Raw genomic sequence first — 19,888 nt, forward strand, 5'->3', positions numbered from 1 at the left:
TAAAATACAGAGCTAAAAAAACGCTACCTTGAGTAGCGTTTTTTATCATTGGTTTTTACCAATCAGATTAAACGAACTGTAGAAACAACCAGAACAAACCACCTGATAAACAGATTGTTGCTGGTAAGGTAAAGATCCAAGCCGAAAGAATGGTTCTCACTGTCGCAAAATTCAGACCTGACTTGTTTGCCACCATGGTCCCTGCAACCGCAGAGTTCAACACGTGTGTGGTCGATACGGGCATACCAAAGCCATCCGCGGCTGCAATTGTGGTCATCGCCACCAACTCGGCTGACATGCCTTGACCATAAGTCATATGGTTTTTACCAATACGCTCACCTACAGTCACGACAATACGTTTCCAGCCCACCATCGTACCTAGACCTAAAGCCAATGCCACAGCCACTTTCACCCATGTTGGGATGTACTGCAAGAATGAATCTAAGTTACTACGATATTCTTTTACTGTCTTTTTGTCCACTTCCGACATCACTGGCAATTGATCCGCTTTATCCAAACGTTTGAATGCTGTCGTGCTTAAGTACATGTCATTACGTAGTGCAGAAACTTCAGCTTCAGGAATATCTTTAAGATCTCCATAATGGCCAACACGCTCGCCTAAATGATCTGTCAAACTTGCTAAAGCAGGTACGACTTCTGGGGTCATTTCTTTGGTTTGAATATACTGCGTGATCACCGTACGGGCTTTTTCATCTGCAATATCGTTATGATTCGGATAAATCACAGCCGCAGTTTGATCCGAAAGTTGAGCAAATGACTGAATGTGCTGTGAATCTAAATTCTTATTTAAAGAATAAGCCAAAGGCACGATACCAATCAAAATCAGCATGATTAGACCCATACCTTTTTGACCGTCATTTGAACCGTGCGCAAAACTCACACCAGTACAGGTGAAAATCAAAATGGCACGAATCAGTGGCGGTGGTGGTTTGTTGCCTTCAGGTGGTTGGAACAGTTCTAGTTGTTTCTTAAAGATTATTTTCACCAATAAGAACAACACTGCTGCAAAAGCAAAACCGATCATTGGTGAAAACAGTAAAGCTTTACCGACTTTAATCACCTGATCCATATCGACACCCGAAGCACCACCGCCTGAATGCATCAGGTAGTTCATAATGCCCACACCCAAGATTGAACCAATCAAAGTGTGTGAACTCGATGCTGGAATACCCAAGAACCATGTGCCCAAGTTCCACAAAATCGCAGCAATCAACATGGCAAACACCATGGCAAAACCTGCGCCTGAGCTGACATTCATAATCAACTCAACGGGCAGCAACGCAATAATACCGTAAGCCACTGCACCACTTGCGACCATAACCCCAAGGAAGTTACAGAAACCTGCCCACATCACCGCAACAGGTGCAGACAGTGCATTGGTATAAATGACCGTTGCAACAGCATTGGCCGTATCGTGGAAGCCATTTACAAACTCAAAACCCAAAGCAATGAACAATGCCGTCGCTAAAAGGATTAAAGAATAAAGATTCAGTGCAGGAACATGCGATAAGTCAGCAGAAAGCTGAAAGCCAATATAAATTAGCGTTGAAATAATGACCGTTAAAAACACCGGCATAAAAAATTTCGGTGTAGGTACGTGCACATTCGTCGACTTGACCTGTGTCACGTGCACCTGATCTTGGACGGGAGGAATATTAGAATTCATGCAGACGGCTAAAGAGGATATCAATATCCCCTATTGTTCAATTTAATTGTGACAATTATATGACAAATGCGTGTCACATGAAGCCAATTTTTTCATAATTGGCTTATTTTAGATCAGCAGTAAATCACCTATAGGCCTTGAACGCACTGTGCTGGCTCAAAATTTAATTTTTCGGTGCGGATTACGCTGAATTATTTTCTTACATTTGGCTGTGCTGTCTGTAACAATCTGCTCCAATCAATATTTTTTCATCTCTATTTATTCTGATCTATTAACATAGCGGGTCTATATTTCACTTTCGTGAAAACTAAAGCTAAATCAGCCTTTTTTATTTGCCATATAGCCAATACCACTTGAATTAGGCATCAATCAACCTGCTTTTCTGCTAAAATATTGCACGTTTTGAAAACCTGTTTGTGAGTTTTGAATGTCTACACTTGCCACCTTAAAAGCACTTCTTGCCGAGCGCATCCTTATTATCGATGGTGCAATGGGTACCATGATTCAGCGTCACAAGCTCGAAGAAGAAGATTATCGTGGTGAGCGCTTTGTAGATTGGGCTTCTGACCTCAAAGGCAACAATGACCTTTTGGTGTTGACTCAGCCACAAATTATCCAAGGCATTCATGAAGCTTACCTCGATGCAGGTGCAGACATTATTGAAACCAACAGCTTCAACGGCACACGGGTTTCAATGTCGGATTACCACATGGAAGACCTCGTTCCCGAGATTAACCGCGAAGCAGCACGCTTGGCTAAAGCTGCTTGTGAAAAATATTCAACTCCAGACAAACCTCGTTTTGTTGCAGGTGTATTGGGCCCAACATCGCGTACTTGTTCAATTTCGCCCAATGTTAACGACCCAGCGTTCCGTAATATCACCTTTGACGAACTCAAAGAAAACTACATTGAAGCAACGCATGCGCTGATCGAAGGTGGTGCAGATATCATCTTGATTGAAACCGTATTTGATACATTAAACTGTAAAGCCGCGATTTTTGCAGTCAAGGAAGTATTTAAGCAAATCGGTCATGAACTGCCGTTGATGATTTCAGGTACCATTACCGATGCATCAGGTCGTACCTTAACGGGTCAAACCGCAGAAGCGTTCTGGAACTCGGTTCGCCACGGTGATTTATTGTCAATTGGCTTTAACTGTGCCTTGGGTGCGGATGCGATGCGCCCGCATGTGAAAACCATTGCTGATGTTGCAGACACCTTTGTTTCTGCCCATCCAAACGCAGGTTTACCGAATGCCTTTGGTGAATATGACGAAACGCCTGAACAAACCGCAGCCTTCATTAAAGAATTTGCTGAAAGTGGTTTGATCAATATTACAGGCGGTTGCTGTGGTACGACGCCTGATCATATTCGTGCCATTTACAATGCGGTTAAAGACATTCAACCACGTCAGATTCCAGAAACTAGACCTGCATGTCGTTTAAGTGGTTTAGAACCATTTAATATCTATGATGATTCATTATTCGTTAATGTCGGTGAACGTACCAACGTTACAGGCTCAAAAAAGTTCCTACGCTTAATCCGTGAAGAAAAGTTTGCCGAAGCGTTGGAAGTAGCTCAGCAACAAGTCGTTGCAGGCGCACAGATCATCGACATCAACATGGATGAAGGGATGCTCGATTCTCAAAATGCGATGGTGCATTTCTTAAATCTCGTGGCATCTGAACCTGATATTTCACGTGTGCCGATCATGATTGACTCATCAAAATGGGAAATTATTGAAGCAGGCTTAAAATGCGTCCAAGGTAAGCCTGTCGTGAACTCAATTTCCTTAAAAGAAGGTTATGACGAGTTTGTCGAAAAAGCACGTTTATGTCGCCAGTATGGTGCTGCGATTATTGTCATGGCATTTGATGAAACAGGTCAGGCAGATACCGCAGAACGTAAACGTGAAATCTGTAAACGTTCTTATGATGTTTTAGTCAATGATGTTGGCTTCCCTGCCGAAGATATTATTTTTGACCCGAACGTGTTTGCAGTAGCAACAGGGATTGAAGAACATAATAACTATGGCGTCGATTTTATTGAAGCCACAGGTTGGATCAAACAGAACCTACCACATGCCATGATTTCAGGCGGTGTCTCTAACGTATCTTTCTCATTCCGTGGTAATGAACCTGTACGTGAAGCGATTCACTCTGTGTTCCTTTACTATGCCATTAAGCAAGGCATGACCATGGGTATCGTCAACGCGGGTCAAATGGCGATTTACGACGATATTCCAAAAGAACTCAAAGATGCGGTTGAAGATGTTGTACTGAACCAAAACCAAGGTGAGTCAGGTCAAAATGCCACAGACAAACTACTTGAGGTCGCAGAAAAATTCCGTGGTCATACTGGCGCGCAACGTGAAGCTGAAAATCTTGAATGGCGCAATGAAACGGTTGAAAAACGTCTCGAATATGCGCTGGTCAAAGGCATCACCACTTATATTGATGAAGATACTGAAGAAGCCCGTTTAAAAGCCAAACGTCCTCTTGATGTGATTGAAGGCGCATTGATGGATGGTATGAACGTGGTAGGTGATTTATTCGGTTCGGGTAAAATGTTCCTACCGCAAGTAGTAAAATCTGCGCGTGTGATGAAACAAGCTGTGGCTTGGTTGAATCCGTACATCGAAGCCGAAAAAGGCAATGCACAATCTAAAGGTCGTGTGTTGATGGCAACGGTAAAAGGTGACGTACATGATATTGGTAAAAATATCGTTGGCGTGGTCTTGGGTTGTAATGGCTATGACATCGTTGATCTTGGCGTCATGGTTCCTGCGGAAAAAATCATGCAAACCGCAATTGATGAAAAATGTGACATCATCGGTTTATCAGGTTTGATCACGCCATCTTTAGATGAAATGGTGTTTGTGGCCAAAGAAATGCAACGTAAAGGTTTTGACATTCCTTTATTGATTGGTGGTGCAACCACTTCGAAAGCACATACTGCCGTAAAAATTGATCCGCAATATTCAAATGATGCAGTAATTTATGTTGCAGATGCTTCTCGTGCAGTCGGTGTGGCAACCACACTACTCTCGAAAGAAATGCGTGGTAATTTTATAGCAGAACATCGTGCTGAATATGCCAAGATTCGTGAACGTTTAGCCAATAAGCAACCGAAGGCAGCCAAACTCAGTTATGCCGAATCGGTTGAAAATGGCTTTAAAGTCGATGTGAATTATGTACCGCCAATTCCAAATACAATGGGTACACATGTCCTCACCAACTATCCACTTGCAACATTGGTGGAGTATTTTGACTGGACACCATTCTTTATTTCTTGGAGCTTGGCTGGTAAATTCCCGAAAATCTTAGAAGATGAGATTGTCGGTGAAGCGGCAACGGATTTGTATAATCAAGCACAAGCCATGCTCAAAGATGTGATTGAGAATAACCGTTTCGATGCTCGTGCTGTATTTGGTCTATACCCTGCACAACGTACAGGTGCAGATACAGTCAGCGTGTTTGATGAAACAGCTCAGAAGGTTACGCATACTTTTGAACACTTGCGTCAGCAGTCTGACAAAGTCACAGGCAAGCCGAATTTATCTTTAGCCGACTTTATTAGCACCTCGAAAGACAATACTGACTATCTCGGTGGGTTCACTGTGTCGATCTTTGGTGCAGAAGAATTGGCGAATGAATATAAAGCCAAAGGTGATGATTATTCTGCAATCTTGGTTCAGTCTTTGGCCGATCGTTTTGCCGAAGCATTTGCTGAGCATTTGCATGAGCGTATCCGCAAAGAGTTCTGGGGCTATAAAGCCGATGAAACTTTGGGTAATGAAGAGTTGATCAAAGAGAAGTATGTCGGTATTCGTCCTGCACCAGGTTACCCTGCTTGCCCAGAGCATTCTGAAAAAGCGGTGTTATTTGACTGGTTAGGTTCTACAGACAAAATCGGTACGAAACTGACTGAACACTTTGCAATGATGCCGCCTTCTTCTGTGAGTGGTTTCTATTACTCACACCCTGAAAGTGAATACTTTAATGTGGGTAAGATTTCTCAAGATCAGCTTGAGGATTATGCAAAGCGTAAAGGCTGGACACTGGATGTAGCGAAGCGTTGGTTAGCGCCGAATTTGGATGATTCGATTTCTTAATTAGGAATCCTCCCTCACCCTCCTTTTTCAAAGGAGGGAATACCCCCCTCGATTGAGGGGATTTTTTTAAAATTAATCTCCCCTAACCCCTCTTTTTCAAAGAGGGGGATGTCATGTGATTCAATTTGTTACGTGACAGCTCCTCCCTTTTTCAAAGGGAGGTTGGGAGGGATTGTTGAACAAATACCACTCTTGTAATCTCATATAAAACAATTATATAAATACGAATATATAATCTAAAAGAAATTAGCTTATGCTTGTGTACAAATATCGCGGTGGTTCTTTCAAAAGAGATTTACAATCATTAAAAAATGATACATTTTGGGCTTCAAATACAAAACAACTCAATGATCCTTACGAAGGGTTTATATCCATTAAAGATTATCAGCAACAATTTAATAACCTTAAGAATATTTTTTCTCAACATAGAACTAATTTGACTTTAATAGAACAAAGTTTAAAAAATATTATAGATATGAAAGATACTAAACTTGGAATACTTTCTTTAAGTAAACGTTATGATGATGAGCTTCTTTGGGCACATTATGCAAATAGTCATAAAGGGTTTTGTATTGAATATGATTTAGATCAACTCTTGTCAAAACAAAATCCAAAACATAGATTTTTTGATATTCAATATTCAGATAAAATTCCAAATTTAGATTTTTCTAAATTTTTAGGTCAAAATGATCCTGATATTTTAATTAAAAAAATACTTGGTTATAAATCACAGAGGTGGGAGTACGAACAAGAATTAAGAATCATCACGGAGAATCAAGGTATAAATACTTATGACTATAGGGCTGTAAAAGCCATATATTTTGGTCTCAAAACACCAAAATCTACAATTTCTAAAACAATGAAAACCTTACAAGGGCGTAGAATAAAGTATTTTCAAATGCATTTAAAACCTAATTCTTTTGAACTAGAAGCTAAACAGATAGAAGATAAATTTCCAACTAATATAAAATACAAATATTCAATTGCACCAATAGCTGAGCATCTTTCAACTATAAAAATTTCCGAACAAGAATATGAAAAATATTCACCATATTTGCAAAAACTAGCTGAAATTGCTAGAAGAGAACCAAACTGTAATGAAGTTCTCGACCTTTATTTAAGCCCATCAAAAAGTACGCCACATCATCCTATTTTTTATGTTCAATACATTAATAGTGATACAGGTTTATATCAAACAGATTACTACAACCTAAAAGAAGCTAATGAAAATTTTTCATTAATAGATGATTTATAAAAGAATTAATCCCTCCTGACCTCCCTTTAAAAAGGAGGTAAGTACCTTGAATCAAAAACCACCCTCAAATTCACGGCAAGTCCCCCTTTCCCAAAGGGGGATTTAGGGGGATTCCAACCTCTGTTTCACAATCCAATAAATCTGCTCCACCACAGCATCAATCTCAGTCAAAATCTGCCTATTATCAAACCTCAGCACGTTCAACCCCAACTGCGCCAAAGCTTGATTCCTCGCCCGATCAGCCTCCAACCCTTCTGCTGTATAATGCTGCCCGCCATCACACTCAATAACGAGATTTGCTGCGGAACAATAAAAATCCACGATAAAGTTAAGAATCGGTTTCTGCCGATAAAACTGCAATCCTAAAATTTGCTTACGGCGTAATCTTTGCCATAATAGTTGTTCAGCATCGGTCATATTGTTGCGTAAATCACGAGATGGCTGTTTTAAGTTTTTATTATACAGTTGCATTACGACGCTCTTAATTTTTATATCTTCTTATAATAACCTTAGCATAATATCTGCCAGAGAATAACAATGCACGAAGCATCATCATGAACAGCACTCAACTTTTTCTAGGCGTAATTTTTAGCTCAATTGGTTTAGGCTATTTTCTCTATAGCAAAAAGCAAAAAATGACCGTGCCTTTGACTGTAGGCCTCGTTTTAATGGTTTTCCCTTATTTTATTGAAAGTAATGCTTTGTTAGGTGGTATCGGCTTACTTTTATCGGCTATTCCCTATTTTTTACGCTTTTAATCTCACTCAAAATCAAGCTGTTTTAATTGAATCTCCAACACATTCCAGTGATGCATCATCTCCCGCAGCACAATAAAGTAAATCAAACTAGAAAGACCGTTATCGGCTACCTTCGACACATAGTATTCCCTTCGCTCAACAATGGTATTAAAAGCACTTTCAAGTTGCACGCGGTCAATTTGCTGCTGATCTGGAAAGAATAATGCTAGAACTCTTTGGAATAAGACATCTGAAGTGGTAGCAATCTTGGGTTGGGCATACTTCATCTGAACGGATTCTAACAGCTCTTCAATCACATAAATCATCGACTCAATCGCAAGCTCATCCAGTAGCCCATGGCGCATACTGTTTGATTGTATATAGCTTAAACCTTGATCTAGCTGTATATGCTGTCCATCCATTTCAAATGAAAGTTGATCTACGCCGAATGAAAATTTGAGTACACCATCAAGATCAGTCATCACTTCAATCCTCTAAAATCGAAACACACAACCCCAGTGCATTTATACATAACAATAATCATCAGGCCAAAATGCAATCGCGCCATCTTCGTTTGATAAGATAACGCGATTAAAACTGAAGGTCAGCAATATTCAGTTAGTTTGCTTGAGTCTTCGGTAGAAAGAAAGTTGCCAAACCGAGTAAAGGCAATAATGAACACACACCAAACACCCATTCAATGCCTTTGACGTCAGCCAAATATCCTAAACCTGCTGCGGCGATGCCACTCACACCGAACATTAAACCAAACATCAACCCTGCAATCATCCCTACCCGCCCAGGAACGGCTTCTTGCGCATAGACCACCATGGCTGCAAAGGCAGAGGACATTACTAAACCAGTAATAATCGAAAGGACGGTCGTCCAAAATAGATTGGCATGCGGCATCATCAAAGCAAACGGTGCCATGCCAACAAAAGACACCCAAATCACCGCTTTACGCCCAATTCGGTCTCCAATCGGCCCACCTGCAAATGTACCCAGAGCTACAGCAGCCAAAAAGGCAAATAGATGCAACTGTGCGCTTTGTAAACTGAGATGGAACTTGTACATTAAATAAAAAGTAAAATAGTTACTGATGCTGGCGATATAAGTAAATTTGGCAAACATCAACACACAAATAGTCGATAGCGCGATGACGAGTTGACGTCCATGTAGTTTGCTTTGGACTTGTTGCGCCCGTGCCGCTAACTGTTTCTTACTGTGGCTGATGCTCCAACGACTAACACCAAACAGCACCCAAATCGCAAGTAAGGCAAATACAATCAACCATGCCACGGCATGCTGTCCAAACGGCACAATAATCAGCGCGGCCAATAAAGGCCCAATGGCTGTACCTGTATTGCCACCGACCTGAAAGGTCGATTGGGCTGTGCCGAAGCGCCCGCCCGAAGCCATTCGCGCCACGCGTGAGGCTTCAGGATGAAAGGTCGAGGAACCCACACCAATCAATGCCGAGGCCATAAGTAGTACGATAAAATTCGGTGAAAATGCCAACAGTAAAATACCGCTAAAAGTCACCACCATGCCGAGTGGTAGCAAATAAGGTTTCGGATGTTTGTCGGTATAGAGTCCAATCCAAGGTTGCAGTAGCGATGCCGTAATTTGATAAACCAATGAAATCAGTCCGACTTGCGCAAAGCTTAGGGAAAAATTGGTTTTCAGCATTGGGTAAATGGCTGGCAAAACAGCTTGAATCAAGTCGTTGAGCAGATGCGCAACCGCCACAGCCCCCACCACTTTTATGATCATGCCTTGCGGTTGCTCATTGATCGTAGCTTCGCCCATACCCTCTTTCATTTGAATTGAAGACGACATACCTCGCAAACTCCATGTATTTTTCATCAAGCATTGATTGTAAATTGTCATTCATAAGACTATCTTCCAATAATCATTGTATAACTGACAATTTTAAACCACACATGCCAAATTCTCTGATTCAAACCGAAATGTCCGAATTGGTGATTGGACTCTCTTCTGAGCATACCTATCGGGAAATTACCCCAGCGCATACACATTCGCGGGCGCAGTTTCTATATGCTTCGACAGGGATGATTCAAGTGTTCACCCCAAACCACGTTTGGATCGTGCCACCGATGTGTGCACTATGGATTCCGACCCATGTCGAACACAGTGTGATTTCATTAAGTCGAGTTAAGCTCAATACCGCATTGGTTCAAGCAGATGCAGCTGCACTGCTAGGGCAACATTGTTTTATTATTCGGGTCAGCAAGTTATTGCATGAACTGCTCATCCGTCTCAATGCGATTGAACACATTCCACCTTCCGAGCTGATCAGCTCTGATGAACTGTCACGATCTCTACAGATTTTAATTTTTGATGAAATTCATAAAGCCAATCTGTTGCCGATTCAAATTCCATGGCCGCAAGATCGACGCTTGATGAATATTTGCCAAGCGCTGTTAAGTACACCCGATCAGTTAAAAGATTTAAGCACTTGGGCAGATGAAATTGGCACCAGTTCCAGAACCTTGATGCGCATGTTTCAAAAGGAAACCGGGCTGTCTTATCGGGCATGGGTTCAGCAAATGCATATTGCCCATGCCTTAAGTAAAATTGCCAGCGGTGAATCCGTTGCGCAGATTGCAAGATCTCTTGGCTATAGCAATCCGAGCGCATTTAGTAGCATGTTTAAACGTCATTTGGGACAGACCCCGCAACAGTTTAAATATAAAGATGAATAAAATGACACTCGCACCTAAGCACTCAGGCGATCGACAAATAAAATGCCATTTAGATGGTCGATTTCATGCTGCACTATGCGCGCAGGAAAACCTTCAAAAGTGCTTTCCATTACCTCACCAGTCAAAGTGTGATACAGCACCTTAATGCTTTGCGCACGCTGTACCTGACCGCGTTCATTCGGCACACTTAAACAGCCTTCTTCACCTAAGGTCGTTGCTTGAGAAAACTCTAAAATTTCAGGATTGACCATCACCACGGCGTCCATTTCAGGTGCATCGGGATAGCGTAAATTTGGCCGTGAAGCCACAATAATGACCCGCTTTGAAATATAGACTTGTGGTGCAGCAATGCCCACACCACTCCGCTCCAACATGGTCGCAATCATGGCAGAAGCCAACTGCATGAGCCAGTCGCTATTAAATTCTGCATCTGCGACGCGAGCAGCTTTGAGTCTTAAAATATCTTCACCGCGTTGTGCAACAGGTAAAATGACACTCATACACAAATCCTAATTTTTATACCTATTTATTATTCTTTTTATATCATAAGCTTTTTATCTCGCCTGCGTTATATATTTACGTTGACCATCAAATCAACGATGTTGATTCATGTATAATTTTTAGTTCACACCCAGTAAAGAAAGATTGATTATTCATTCAAAAAAGACTTCTTTAAAATCAAATATAAACCTTTATTCAGCTTTGGAAATATACGCATGGATGCAACACCACGTTTGACCAGAGAAGACAAACGTACCCTTGGGCTGTCATCACTCGGTGGTGCACTTGAGTTCTATGACTTTGTTATTTATGTTTTTTACGCCAAAATTATTTCTGAGTTGTTCTTCCCCGCAGGACTCAGCCCATTTTGGGCCATGCTGAATACTTACGGTATTTTTGCTGCAGGTTACTTCTTCCGTCCACTTGGCGGTGTAGTCATGGCGCACTTTGGCGACCTCATCGGACGCAAGCGTCTCTTTAGTTTGTCTATTTTGCTCATGGCTTTACCTACCCTCATGATCGGGGTCATGCCGACCTTTGAAACGATTGGTTATGCTGCGCCGCTGCTCTTACTCTTTATGCGGGTAATACAAGGCATCGCGATTGGTGGAGAAATTCCAGCGGCATGGACATTTGTTTCTGAACATGTCCCCTCTGAAAAAATTGGTTTTGCCAATGGCTTACTTACGGCAGGTTTGTCTCTCGGCATCTTGCTCGGTGCTTTAATGTCACTGTTCATTTCTCTTCAGTTTAGTGAAGCAGCTATACATGATTGGGCATGGCGCATTCCCTTTATTGTGGGCGGTATTTTTGGCTTAGTGGCCTTGTATTTACGCAGTTATTTGAAAGAAACGCCTGTATTCAAAGCCATGCAAGCACGTAAAGAATTGTCTAAAGAAATGCCAGTGAAACAAGTCTTAGCCCGTCATAAAACTGCCGTAGTGATTGGCATGCTCTTGACCTGGTTCTTAACTGCTTGTGTGGTGGTTCTGATTTTAGCCATGCCAAACTTATTGACAGGCACCTTTGGATTTGAACGTAGCGATGCTTTTCAAATGCAAAGTGCTGCAATCATCATGCAAATGCTGGGATGTATACTCGCTGGGACATTGGCAGATCGCTTTGGTGCAGCCAAGGTCTTGATTTTTGGCTCGCTCGGTGTCGCCGCTATCGCAACCATTTTCTATCACAGTTTAGGTGCGGTCAGTCCAACTACTGTGTTTGCACTGTATATGCTTTTGGGATTCTTTTCAGGCACGGTAGGGCTTGTGTCCTATAGCATGGTCAAAATGTTCCCTGCTCCGATCCGCTTTTCGGGCATTTCGTTTTCCTACAATGTCGCCTATGCCATTGCAGGAGGCATCACACTGCCTTTGGTTCAATGGCTCAGCCTCTATAGCAACATTGGCGCGATGTATTATATTTGGCTGGTCTGTTTGGTTTGCTTCTTCACAGCTTTGGTTTATCGAGCTCAGTTCGAGACGAAGCACTAAAATGATAAAACCCTTCAATCGAAGGGTTTCTTTTTATGCAAGCTACTTTGAAAATACGATGTCAAAACCTTTAACTTAAGGTTTCTGCGTGCAGATTTTGGCGCAGTTCATCTTCTACGATATCCAGCTCGATTTGGCTAAACTTACGGATTTCGCCTTCAGCATGTTTTTCTAACATGCCGCCAATTAATGGCACTTTCACTTTTACCGTCCACTCCAGTTGAAAGTGAATCTGCTCATCATTACCCGATACACTACGTTGACACACAGCTTCTAAAGGTAAGTTGGGATCTAAACGGACTTCTGAGCTCAGCACAACTAAATTGCTGACGTCGGTACGTTGTAAACGAAATGCATCTTTTAGAAATTTCTTCGCAATATCGGGAATATTGACATCCAAATTATACGCGCGCTTAAGGGTATAAATATCGCCGACTTTATTCGACTCCAAAATTTCCAACTTCTCACCGGGAATACGACGACAAACATTTTCATGTAAGCTGATATTAGCTGCGAGTCGACGGAAGTCATCCAATGAAACACCGTTGATGGTGGCATTGACTACAAACTGATGTGCCATAGCATTAAATCCTTTATTTTTTGTTTTTGTAAACATCCATGCCCTGATCAGGACTGAAAAACTGGATCTCGTCATCCTGTAGAAGGGTCAAATATAGACGATGTTCCAGCACCGACTATACCTTGATCTAGATATCAATATGCGCCATTCTGTATGACAATATCATCTGTAATATAAATAAAAACCACGCGCTCAAAACAGGCCAAGCGAATGTCAAAATGCTCGGCCCCATCATCCAGTCCTGTGACCGTCCAACTTGCACTATTGGGTAAATCACCCAGCCAAGTGGCCTGATAAAAATCTGCAACCGAAGCAAAGTCCAAATATTGCTGTGGACTTCCCTTTAACCGTTCGATGACCGACTCAAATTGAGCCAACTGTGTGTATTTAAAGTCAATCAACATTGCCCAGCCTAAACACTTTTCAGTTGTTGTTTATGACGTACCTGTGTCCATTGCCACCATCCAAAAGCCGCCAAGCCAACAAAGCCTGCATATAAGCCAGCGGTCAAGAACAAATCTTTATAGATAAACATACCGACATAAACAATATCGACAAATACCCACAGCACCCATGTCGCAATATGTTTACGACTGGTCCAATAGGTCGCCAACAGACTAAACGCTGCGAGCTGCGCATCCAATAGCGGTACAGCAGCATCGGTCAAATACTTTAAGCTCAGGCCAAATACTGCGCCAGCCGCAGCGGCAAGTAGCATTTGCAAAATCACTTGCCGAGCTGTAATCGGTTCAATCCGAATGTCATGATCTTGTTGTTTACCTTTGAACCAGTGATAAAAACCATAAAAGTTCACCACCACAAAGAAAAACTGCAAAATGGTTTCGCCATACAACTTATAGGTATAAAACAAATAGGCATATAACAAGAAAGCAGCGAAGTTAAACCACCAACACCACATATTGCGCTTAATGGTCAACGTCACCCCGATTAAGCTAATGATGACTGCAAATATTTCAAGGCTAGACATGGTTCAACTGGTATTCAAAGAAGTGCTGCTATTATGAAAAAAAACTCAATAAAGGCAAGACAATTCCACTCAATCTAAACGTCGATCTTTTTTCGGGGAATCGGATCAAACTGTCGAGTCACAGAACGAATACGCATAAGTTTTGACAGTTTTCTAACAATCGTTTAAAAACTTATAAAACGATGCAGGAATAATCAAAATGTCAGAACAACAAGGTCGTGTCAGTCGCGAAGTTCGCGGTTCATTATTTTTAATTGGTTTAGACCGCGCAGCCAAGCGCAATGCTTTCGATAGTCATATGATTCATGACTTATCACTGGCCCTTAGCGAATATGAGGAAGATCCTTCACTGCGCTGTGCTGTAATTTTTGCGCACGGAGAACACTTTACCGCTGGGCTTGATTTGGTTGAGTTGCAACCCAAACTCACTGCAGGCGTTTTCGACTTTCCCGCGTCACAAATTAACCCTTGGGGCACCAGTTCCAGACCTCGCACCAAACCCGTGGTTGTGGCAGTCCAAGGCTTTTGCTTTACCGCCGGAATTGAACTGATGCTCAATGCCGATATAGTGATTGCCGATGCCAATACACAATTTGCCCAAATGGAAGTACAGCGAGGCATTTTACCCTTTGGCGGTGCAACGGTTCGCTTTATACAAGCGGCGGGTTGGAACAAGGCTATGCGCTATTTACTCACAGGTGACAGCTTCAATGCGCAAGTAGCTCTCGATCTCAATTTAATTACCGAGGTCGTAGAAGCATCCACGCCAAACGCTGCATTAGAACGAGCATTGAACCTTGCAGAATCGATTGCAGAAGCAGCACCACTCGCCGTTCAAGCCACGCTGGCTTCTGCGCAACAAGCCGTACAACACGGCGCAGACTATGCCTTTGCACATTTACAAGAGCACCTCAGCCCGCTACTCAAAACCCAAGATGTCCAAGAAGGTGTCATGGCGATGCTACAACGCCGCCCTGCTCAGTTTAAAGGACAGTAAAGCTCAAAAGTTTGAAACTCACTTTAGTGATTTAACAAAAAGAAGAAACGATGATGCAAGCCACAGCCCATTTAGATTCGACTCAAATAGAGAAACATACTGTAAAATTCTCAGCAACCGATGGTTATGTAATCGTTGGCACACGTTATCGCTCATCTGAGCCGATCAAAGCCAACATCATTGTTGCCAGTGCAACAGGAGTACCACAGCAGTTCTATCGTCGCTTTGCTGAGTATGCAGTAGCTCTAGGTTATCAAGTCCTAACTTTTGATTATCGTGGTGTGGGGCTTTCTGCACCGAAGCAACTCAAAGGTTTTAGCATGTCCTATTTGGACTGGGGGCAGCTAGACTTGTCGGCTGCCATTGACTCTATCCGCAAAGATGACAAACCTATTTTTGTGGTTGGACACTCTTATGGAGGCCAAGCACTCGGTTTAACCCGCAACCATGACCAAGTCACTGCGATGTATTGCTTTGGCACAGGTGCGGGTTGGCATGGCTATATGCCGTTTCGGGAGAAAATGAAAGTACATGTCATGTGGAATCTTATTTTCCCGCCGATGGTTGCACTAAAGGGCTATCTGCCTTGGAGCCTGCTGAAAATGGGCACCGATTTACCTGTGGATGTCTACACACAGTGGCGAAAATGGTGTAAAAATCCAACCTACTTTTTTGCAGATCCAGAGCAACAACACTTACTGGAACAATATGCACAGGTCAAAACTCCAATCTATGCTGTTTCAGCACTGGATGATGACTGGGCTTTACCGAACTCAAGGCATGCATTTATGCAGCATTATCGGCATGCGAACATGCATTACCTCAATATTGAAGCCAATGACTACGGCTTGAAAGAAATTGGACACATGGGATATTTCCGCCAGGGAGCCGAAGCCATCTGGGAAGATATGCTGAACACTTTTGATGGCTATTTATCATCACCAACCCTACGGAATGTTAAAGCTCTATGCGCCCACAAAAACTGAGTAAAGAACAAATCCAGTTGCATTGCATGCAAACCTTTAAAACCCATGGTTATGCAGGCACCAGTATGGATTTACTAGCAAAGTCTTGTGGGCTCAGTAAAGCAGCATTTTATTATTACTATCCCAATAAAGAAGCTTTGGTTTTAGATATTTTGCAAGTCAGCCAGCAATACTTAAACCATAAACTGTTCAGCATTTTGTGTGATACGCACTTAGAGTATTGCGTGCGCTTTGAACACTTGCACCAGCAAGCTGTCAGCTTTTTTAGTGCGGGTGTTCAAGGATGTTTAGTCGGGATGCTATCTTTGGAAGTCCCACATTTATCCGAACAAATTCATCTCAAAATTCAATCGATTTTTCAAGATTGGGAGTTGGCGTTGTTACACTACTTTGAGCAAGTGATGCCTATTGCTCAAGCTGAGGCACTGGCTAAAATCAGTGTTGCCGATTATGAGGGCGCAATTTTAATGACACGCTTAAAACAGGATGACTTCTATCTAACTCATGTTGCAGAGCGAATTCTTAAACAGTTATCCATGGCTGTGATGGATGCTGTGGAGGCTTAAGCGAAGAGATTAATCCCGAGTACGATAGCTTTTTTTATGCTCGCATCCGCTACGGTCGATATGCGTATAAAACATACCATAACGACTTACATAGTATTCAAGCGACTGATCATAAAAACTCCAAAAAATAGACCATTCATTTAAATCCATTTTGCGAATTTGCGTCTGGGTTTTCGCAGGCATTTTGACCAATAAGGTGCTTTGCATCAGCGTTGCATCTTCTTCGACCGTGAGCAATATCGCTTGATCTAGAAATAGAGTCGCCACGTCATCGAACAGCTCTTGTTCATAAGCCTCAACTTCAATAACACGCTCAACCTGAGGTGCTATATTGGTATGCGTTGCCATTTGCACAGATGCTGCTTCCGATTCAACCGCTTTTTTTTGTCGCTTCAGAAAGCGGTGCTTTTTTTGAATTTTGATTACAATAATAGATGCCGCAACCAAAGCAATGAGTATGCAAATCATCAGTAAAAATGTCGCCATGCCCTGCTCTCGTAACAAATATTCCCTTTTAAAATACAGCATTATCGCTCAAATAAACATCAAAATAATTAAAGCAGACTACATATGAACTAAAATGCTCAATTCGATGAATTGTGAATGAATATTGATTCTCAGACCAATTCTGGTGATTCAACACATATTCGCACGAATGTGAAAGGCATCACGATATGTGATTTTTCACTCACAAAATCACTATAAAAAATAATTAACTTCGTGTGATTGAACAACAAAGTTACATCGGTACTAACAGTAATTCAATTTAATAAATACAGTCGCTAGCATGAAATAGCTGTTTCTATAGCTCTAAGAAGAAAAGATGATACGGGCAGCCCAACTTCAGGACATTCCTGAAATTTTAAATGTCGTGCACGACAGTATTCGATCATGTATCAAAGACCACCATCGCCATGAAAGTACGATTCAAATTTGGCTAGAAAATAAAACCCAATCTAACCTGATTATGTGGATGCACTATAACGACAGCTGGGTCTATGTACTCAATCAGCGCGTAGTGGGGTTTATTATGGTCAGTGATCAAGGTCGTATTTTACTCAATTATATTTCATCCGCTGAACAACAGCGCGGCATTGGGAAAGCCTTATTAGAAACCGTTATTGAACATCTTAAACGTAAAAAAATTCGTCAAATGAGTTTAGAAAGCACCCAAACGGCATGCTCTTTTTATCAAAAACATGGCTTTCAAATCCACGTCCAAGACATCTCAAATCCCAAAATGGTGACTATGGTTAAACTCATATGCTAAGGGTGATTGACCGAAGCATGACTCACCTAAAAATCACTCATTTTCATATGATTCATTGGGCATTTTCATCTGATCACGGCCCGCTTCTTTGGCTTGATACAGTTTTAAATCGGCCGCCTTCATAAGGTCGTGAATATTGGCATAACTCGTTTCACGATCCATCCACGATACTCCCATACTCAAAGTCACATAATCTTTGCCATCTAGGCGGTTATGATGCTCAAAGCGCGCACTACGCACCGCATCTAAAACGGTTTGCATAATCTGACTAATAATTACAATCGGGACATTATATAAAACAATGGCAAACTCTTCCCCACCATAGCGTGCTAAGTAGGCATTATGTGGCAGTACTGCACCAATCACTTTCACTAAATTTTGCAGAACTTCGTCGCCCTTTAAGTGCCCATAGTAATCATTATAATTTTTGAAATAATCAACATCCATCATGGCAAAAACCAGAGTTGCATGACTATCTTGTTGTGTTTCAACAAAGCGCTGCTGTATTTCTTGATTCAATGCACGCCGATTATAGGCGCCTGTTAAAGCATCAATTTGAATTTGATATTCAAGTTTTTCATTTAAATCATGTAATTGAGAGGTGCGTTGTTGCACTTTTTGGTCTAGTGAATCATTCAATTCGATTAAATTATTATTTAAACGTTCGGTATGGTAGGTCTGATAGGCATAGTTACGTGATTGTTGGAACATCACCAAAAGTGCATACAGACTGGTAGAGATAAAAGAGAGATGAATCGAATCAATCACATGTAGCGTTAGCAAAAAGTCATGGATAAACGACATACATAACACGATCACGGCGCAAAAATTAAGCTTCGAATACTTTTGTTTGGTCTTTAAGGTTATGTAAAAACCGTAGGCAAAATTCAGTAAAATAATAATACTGAAAAATGCACTATAAAAAGCCAACTGCTCAAAAACTTCCTGCTCGGATAATAAAGTGATGACGATATTCAAGGTCAAAACCAACATGGAAATGGTATAAATCCAATGCTGTAAATAATGTTGATCGAGCAAATACATATAGCTCAAAAAGAACATGACCGCTAAATAGATAAATAAATATTCTAAGCGGATGCCCCACAACCAATTGATATCTAAGAAAGTCGTGTAGGCATATGGTGCTGTAAAGAGATTATGTAAGGCAAGAAATAGAATAAAAATGCCAAAGACAAAAATACCTTTACTATTCCGTTCATCCGAACCACGGAAAATAGAGAACATGGTGGTGAACAAACCCACACCAAATACCGCACCGCAGATCATGGCGATACTCATCATCAGTTGCTGATAATGCCGATTAATCGTTTTAGCAATGCCAATATGCATTGGGCTTTCAAGTCCGCCACCTAACTTATTAAAGTTTGAGGCTTGTATGCTCAGGGTGAAATAAGGCTGATCGGGAACAAAATAAGCAATCCGCGGTGCATTTTCTGTTTGTTGTGCTTCTGCATTATCGGCAACATCTCCCAAACGGACTAAAAAGTCTCCATTGAGATAAACCCGATAAGCTCCAGATTGGTTGGGGATGTGAATGGCGAGCCTTCGCCCAATAAATTGTTCAGGAATTTTAAAATGTGCAATAAAGGTACCGTAACCAATATTACTGCCAGTAAGTTCCTTAAACGAAACCGGCAATTCCGTTGCTTTTGAAACTAATTTGGGATTGGCCCGAGTAATCAGTTCATGGTCATAATACAACCACGTCCCTTTTAAATAACTAGTGGTTTTTTCACTAAATTGAATATCATTGACATTTTTTTGATGTAAATAATACTCTGCGGGTTCGGCTTCATATTGCGCCCACGTCGAAGGTATCAAACTTAAAACTAGCAAACAGCTGAGAATAAACCAGATAAACGGCTGTTTGCTTAATGAGCTATACAAAAGCGACTCTTCCCTTAAATACGCTCTGCCTAAGAATTAATCTACAAATGTTTTTCTTAAAAACCAAGTGTTTTTACAAA

At 41.5% G+C, this 19,888-nt stretch carries 19 protein-coding genes; 9 read left to right on the top strand and 10 right to left on the bottom strand.

The features are described from left to right. Positions 1–67 precede the first annotated feature (67 nt). The gene (locus RR876_RS02270) at positions 68–1,687 is read right to left on the bottom strand and encodes an inorganic phosphate transporter (protein ID WP_332477458.1); all 1,620 of its coding nucleotides are present in this window, start codon (positions 1,685–1,687) and stop codon (positions 68–70) included. A gap of 427 nt (positions 1,688–2,114) precedes the next feature. On the opposite strand from RR876_RS02270, the gene metH reads away from it, so the two are divergent. Continuing rightward, positions 2,115–5,801, top strand: coding sequence for a methionine synthase (metH, locus tag RR876_RS02275; RefSeq protein ID WP_332477457.1), 3,687 nt, complete (start codon positions 2,115–2,117; stop codon positions 5,799–5,801). A 253-nt stretch (positions 5,802–6,054) separates the two neighbouring features. After that, a complete protein-coding gene (locus tag RR876_RS02280) occupies positions 6,055–7,056 on the top strand; it encodes a DUF2971 domain-containing protein (protein WP_332477456.1) in 1,002 nt (333 codons plus the stop codon). A gap of 102 nt (positions 7,057–7,158) precedes the next feature. On the opposite strand, the gene RR876_RS02285 is transcribed toward RR876_RS02280, so the two are convergent. Further along, complete coding sequence (locus RR876_RS02285; RefSeq protein WP_332477455.1) at positions 7,159–7,527, bottom strand: endonuclease domain-containing protein; 369 nt, start codon at positions 7,525–7,527, stop codon at positions 7,159–7,161. Positions 7,528–7,610: 83 nt separating this feature from the next. Here RR876_RS02285 and RR876_RS02290 point away from each other — a divergent pair, with 83 nt between their 5' ends. After that, on the top strand, positions 7,611–7,814 hold the full coding sequence (locus RR876_RS02290; protein ID WP_332477454.1) for an amino acid transport protein: 204 nt from the start codon (positions 7,611–7,613) through the stop codon (positions 7,812–7,814). 2 nt (positions 7,815–7,816) lie between these two features. Here RR876_RS02290 and RR876_RS02295 read toward each other — a convergent pair whose 3' ends face one another. After that, on the bottom strand, positions 7,817–8,275 hold the full coding sequence (locus RR876_RS02295; RefSeq protein ID WP_332477453.1) for a hypothetical protein: 459 nt from the start codon (positions 8,273–8,275) through the stop codon (positions 7,817–7,819). Between the two features lie 136 nt (positions 8,276–8,411). Continuing rightward, a complete protein-coding gene (locus tag RR876_RS02300) occupies positions 8,412–9,632 on the bottom strand; it encodes an MFS transporter (RefSeq protein ID WP_332477452.1) in 1,221 nt (406 codons plus the stop codon). 104 nt (positions 9,633–9,736) lie between these two features. Between RR876_RS02300 and RR876_RS02305 the strand changes: the two genes are divergently transcribed. Then, complete coding sequence (locus RR876_RS02305; protein ID WP_279739591.1) at positions 9,737–10,519, top strand: helix-turn-helix transcriptional regulator; 783 nt, start codon at positions 9,737–9,739, stop codon at positions 10,517–10,519. A gap of 14 nt (positions 10,520–10,533) precedes the next feature. Here RR876_RS02305 and def read toward each other — a convergent pair whose 3' ends face one another. Continuing rightward, positions 10,534–11,019, bottom strand: a complete 486-nt coding sequence (def, locus tag RR876_RS02310; protein ID WP_004694417.1) for a peptide deformylase — start codon at positions 11,017–11,019, stop codon at positions 10,534–10,536. A 216-nt stretch (positions 11,020–11,235) separates the two neighbouring features. Here def and RR876_RS02315 point away from each other — a divergent pair, with 216 nt between their 5' ends. After that, positions 11,236–12,513 (top strand): MFS transporter, encoded by a 1,278-nt coding sequence (locus tag RR876_RS02315; protein WP_332477451.1) that lies wholly within the window; start codon positions 11,236–11,238, stop codon positions 12,511–12,513. A gap of 70 nt (positions 12,514–12,583) precedes the next feature. On the opposite strand, the gene RR876_RS02320 is transcribed toward RR876_RS02315, so the two are convergent. The 3 genes from RR876_RS02320 to pnuC form a co-directional block, all read right to left on the bottom strand. Then, positions 12,584–13,093: a DUF2505 family protein gene (locus RR876_RS02320; RefSeq protein ID WP_004694421.1), complete on the bottom strand. Its 510-nt coding sequence runs from the start codon at positions 13,091–13,093 to the stop codon at positions 12,584–12,586. A gap of 134 nt (positions 13,094–13,227) precedes the next feature. Continuing rightward, on the bottom strand, positions 13,228–13,497 hold the full coding sequence (locus tag RR876_RS02325) for a hypothetical protein (RefSeq protein ID WP_332477450.1): 270 nt from the start codon (positions 13,495–13,497) through the stop codon (positions 13,228–13,230). An 8-nt stretch (positions 13,498–13,505) separates the two neighbouring features. Further along, entirely contained in the window at positions 13,506–14,081 is a 576-nt protein-coding gene (pnuC, locus tag RR876_RS02330; RefSeq protein ID WP_332477449.1) for a nicotinamide riboside transporter PnuC, read from the bottom strand. A gap of 199 nt (positions 14,082–14,280) precedes the next feature. Here pnuC and RR876_RS02335 point away from each other — a divergent pair, with 199 nt between their 5' ends. The 3 genes from RR876_RS02335 to RR876_RS02345 are packed head-to-tail and all read left to right on the top strand — an operon-like array spanning position 14,281 to position 16,630. Continuing rightward, positions 14,281–15,078 carry a crotonase/enoyl-CoA hydratase family protein gene (locus RR876_RS02335; protein WP_332481872.1) on the top strand — a complete coding sequence of 266 codons (798 nt, stop codon included), beginning with the start codon at positions 14,281–14,283 and terminating at the stop codon, positions 15,076–15,078. 53 nt (positions 15,079–15,131) lie between these two features. Then, positions 15,132–16,064, top strand: coding sequence for an alpha/beta fold hydrolase (locus RR876_RS02340; RefSeq protein ID WP_332477552.1), 933 nt, complete (start codon positions 15,132–15,134; stop codon positions 16,062–16,064). Beyond that, entirely contained in the window at positions 16,046–16,630 is a 585-nt protein-coding gene (locus RR876_RS02345) for a TetR/AcrR family transcriptional regulator (protein ID WP_332477447.1), read from the top strand. The genes RR876_RS02340 and RR876_RS02345 overlap by 19 nt, the downstream gene beginning before the upstream one ends. Positions 16,631–16,639: 9 nt before the next feature. Here RR876_RS02345 and RR876_RS02350 read toward each other — a convergent pair whose 3' ends face one another. Next, positions 16,640–17,116: a hypothetical protein gene (locus tag RR876_RS02350; protein WP_228276916.1), complete on the bottom strand. Its 477-nt coding sequence runs from the start codon at positions 17,114–17,116 to the stop codon at positions 16,640–16,642. Positions 17,117–17,453: 337 nt separating this feature from the next. Between RR876_RS02350 and RR876_RS02355 the strand changes: the two genes are divergently transcribed. Then, complete coding sequence (locus RR876_RS02355) at positions 17,454–17,900, top strand: GNAT family N-acetyltransferase (RefSeq protein ID WP_332477446.1); 447 nt, start codon at positions 17,454–17,456, stop codon at positions 17,898–17,900. A gap of 33 nt (positions 17,901–17,933) precedes the next feature. Here the strand turns inward: RR876_RS02355 and RR876_RS02360 are convergent, their stop codons facing one another. Then, complete coding sequence (locus RR876_RS02360; RefSeq protein WP_332481873.1) at positions 17,934–19,808, bottom strand: diguanylate cyclase; 1,875 nt, start codon at positions 19,806–19,808, stop codon at positions 17,934–17,936. Between the last annotated feature and the right edge of the window lie 80 nt (positions 19,809–19,888).

The sequence above is a fragment of the Acinetobacter sp. genome (assembly GCF_036666595.1).
In the GTDB taxonomy this organism is placed as follows: domain Bacteria; phylum Pseudomonadota; class Gammaproteobacteria; order Pseudomonadales; family Moraxellaceae; genus Acinetobacter.

Coding starts and splice junctions, on each gene's coding strand:
- RR876_RS02345 (WP_332477447.1), top strand. CDS start 16,046: ATGCGCCCACAAAAACTGAGTAAAGAACAAATCCAGTTGCATTGCATG.
- RR876_RS02320 (WP_004694421.1), bottom strand. CDS start 13,093: ATGGCACATCAGTTTGTAGTCAATGCCACCATCAACGGTGTTTCATTG.
- RR876_RS02350 (WP_228276916.1), bottom strand. CDS start 17,116: ATGGCGACATTTTTACTGATGATTTGCATACTCATTGCTTTGGTTGCG.
- RR876_RS02290 (WP_332477454.1), top strand. CDS start 7,611: ATGAACAGCACTCAACTTTTTCTAGGCGTAATTTTTAGCTCAATTGGT.
- RR876_RS02340 (WP_332477552.1), top strand. CDS start 15,132: ATGCAAGCCACAGCCCATTTAGATTCGACTCAAATAGAGAAACATACT.
- RR876_RS02270 (WP_332477458.1), bottom strand. CDS start 1,687: ATGAATTCTAATATTCCTCCCGTCCAAGATCAGGTGCACGTGACACAG.
- pnuC (WP_332477449.1), bottom strand. CDS start 14,081: ATGTCTAGCCTTGAAATATTTGCAGTCATCATTAGCTTAATCGGGGTG.
- RR876_RS02305 (WP_279739591.1), top strand. CDS start 9,737: ATGCCAAATTCTCTGATTCAAACCGAAATGTCCGAATTGGTGATTGGA.
- RR876_RS02285 (WP_332477455.1), bottom strand. CDS start 7,527: ATGCAACTGTATAATAAAAACTTAAAACAGCCATCTCGTGATTTACGC.
- RR876_RS02300 (WP_332477452.1), bottom strand. CDS start 9,632: ATGTCGTCTTCAATTCAAATGAAAGAGGGTATGGGCGAAGCTACGATC.
- RR876_RS02355 (WP_332477446.1), top strand. CDS start 17,454: ATGATACGGGCAGCCCAACTTCAGGACATTCCTGAAATTTTAAATGTC.
- def (WP_004694417.1), bottom strand. CDS start 11,019: ATGAGTGTCATTTTACCTGTTGCACAACGCGGTGAAGATATTTTAAGA.
- RR876_RS02315 (WP_332477451.1), top strand. CDS start 11,236: ATGGATGCAACACCACGTTTGACCAGAGAAGACAAACGTACCCTTGGG.
- RR876_RS02325 (WP_332477450.1), bottom strand. CDS start 13,497: ATGTTGATTGACTTTAAATACACACAGTTGGCTCAATTTGAGTCGGTC.
- RR876_RS02335 (WP_332481872.1), top strand. CDS start 14,281: ATGTCAGAACAACAAGGTCGTGTCAGTCGCGAAGTTCGCGGTTCATTA.
- metH (WP_332477457.1), top strand. CDS start 2,115: ATGTCTACACTTGCCACCTTAAAAGCACTTCTTGCCGAGCGCATCCTT.
- RR876_RS02295 (WP_332477453.1), bottom strand. CDS start 8,275: ATGACTGATCTTGATGGTGTACTCAAATTTTCATTCGGCGTAGATCAA.
- RR876_RS02280 (WP_332477456.1), top strand. CDS start 6,055: ATGCTTGTGTACAAATATCGCGGTGGTTCTTTCAAAAGAGATTTACAA.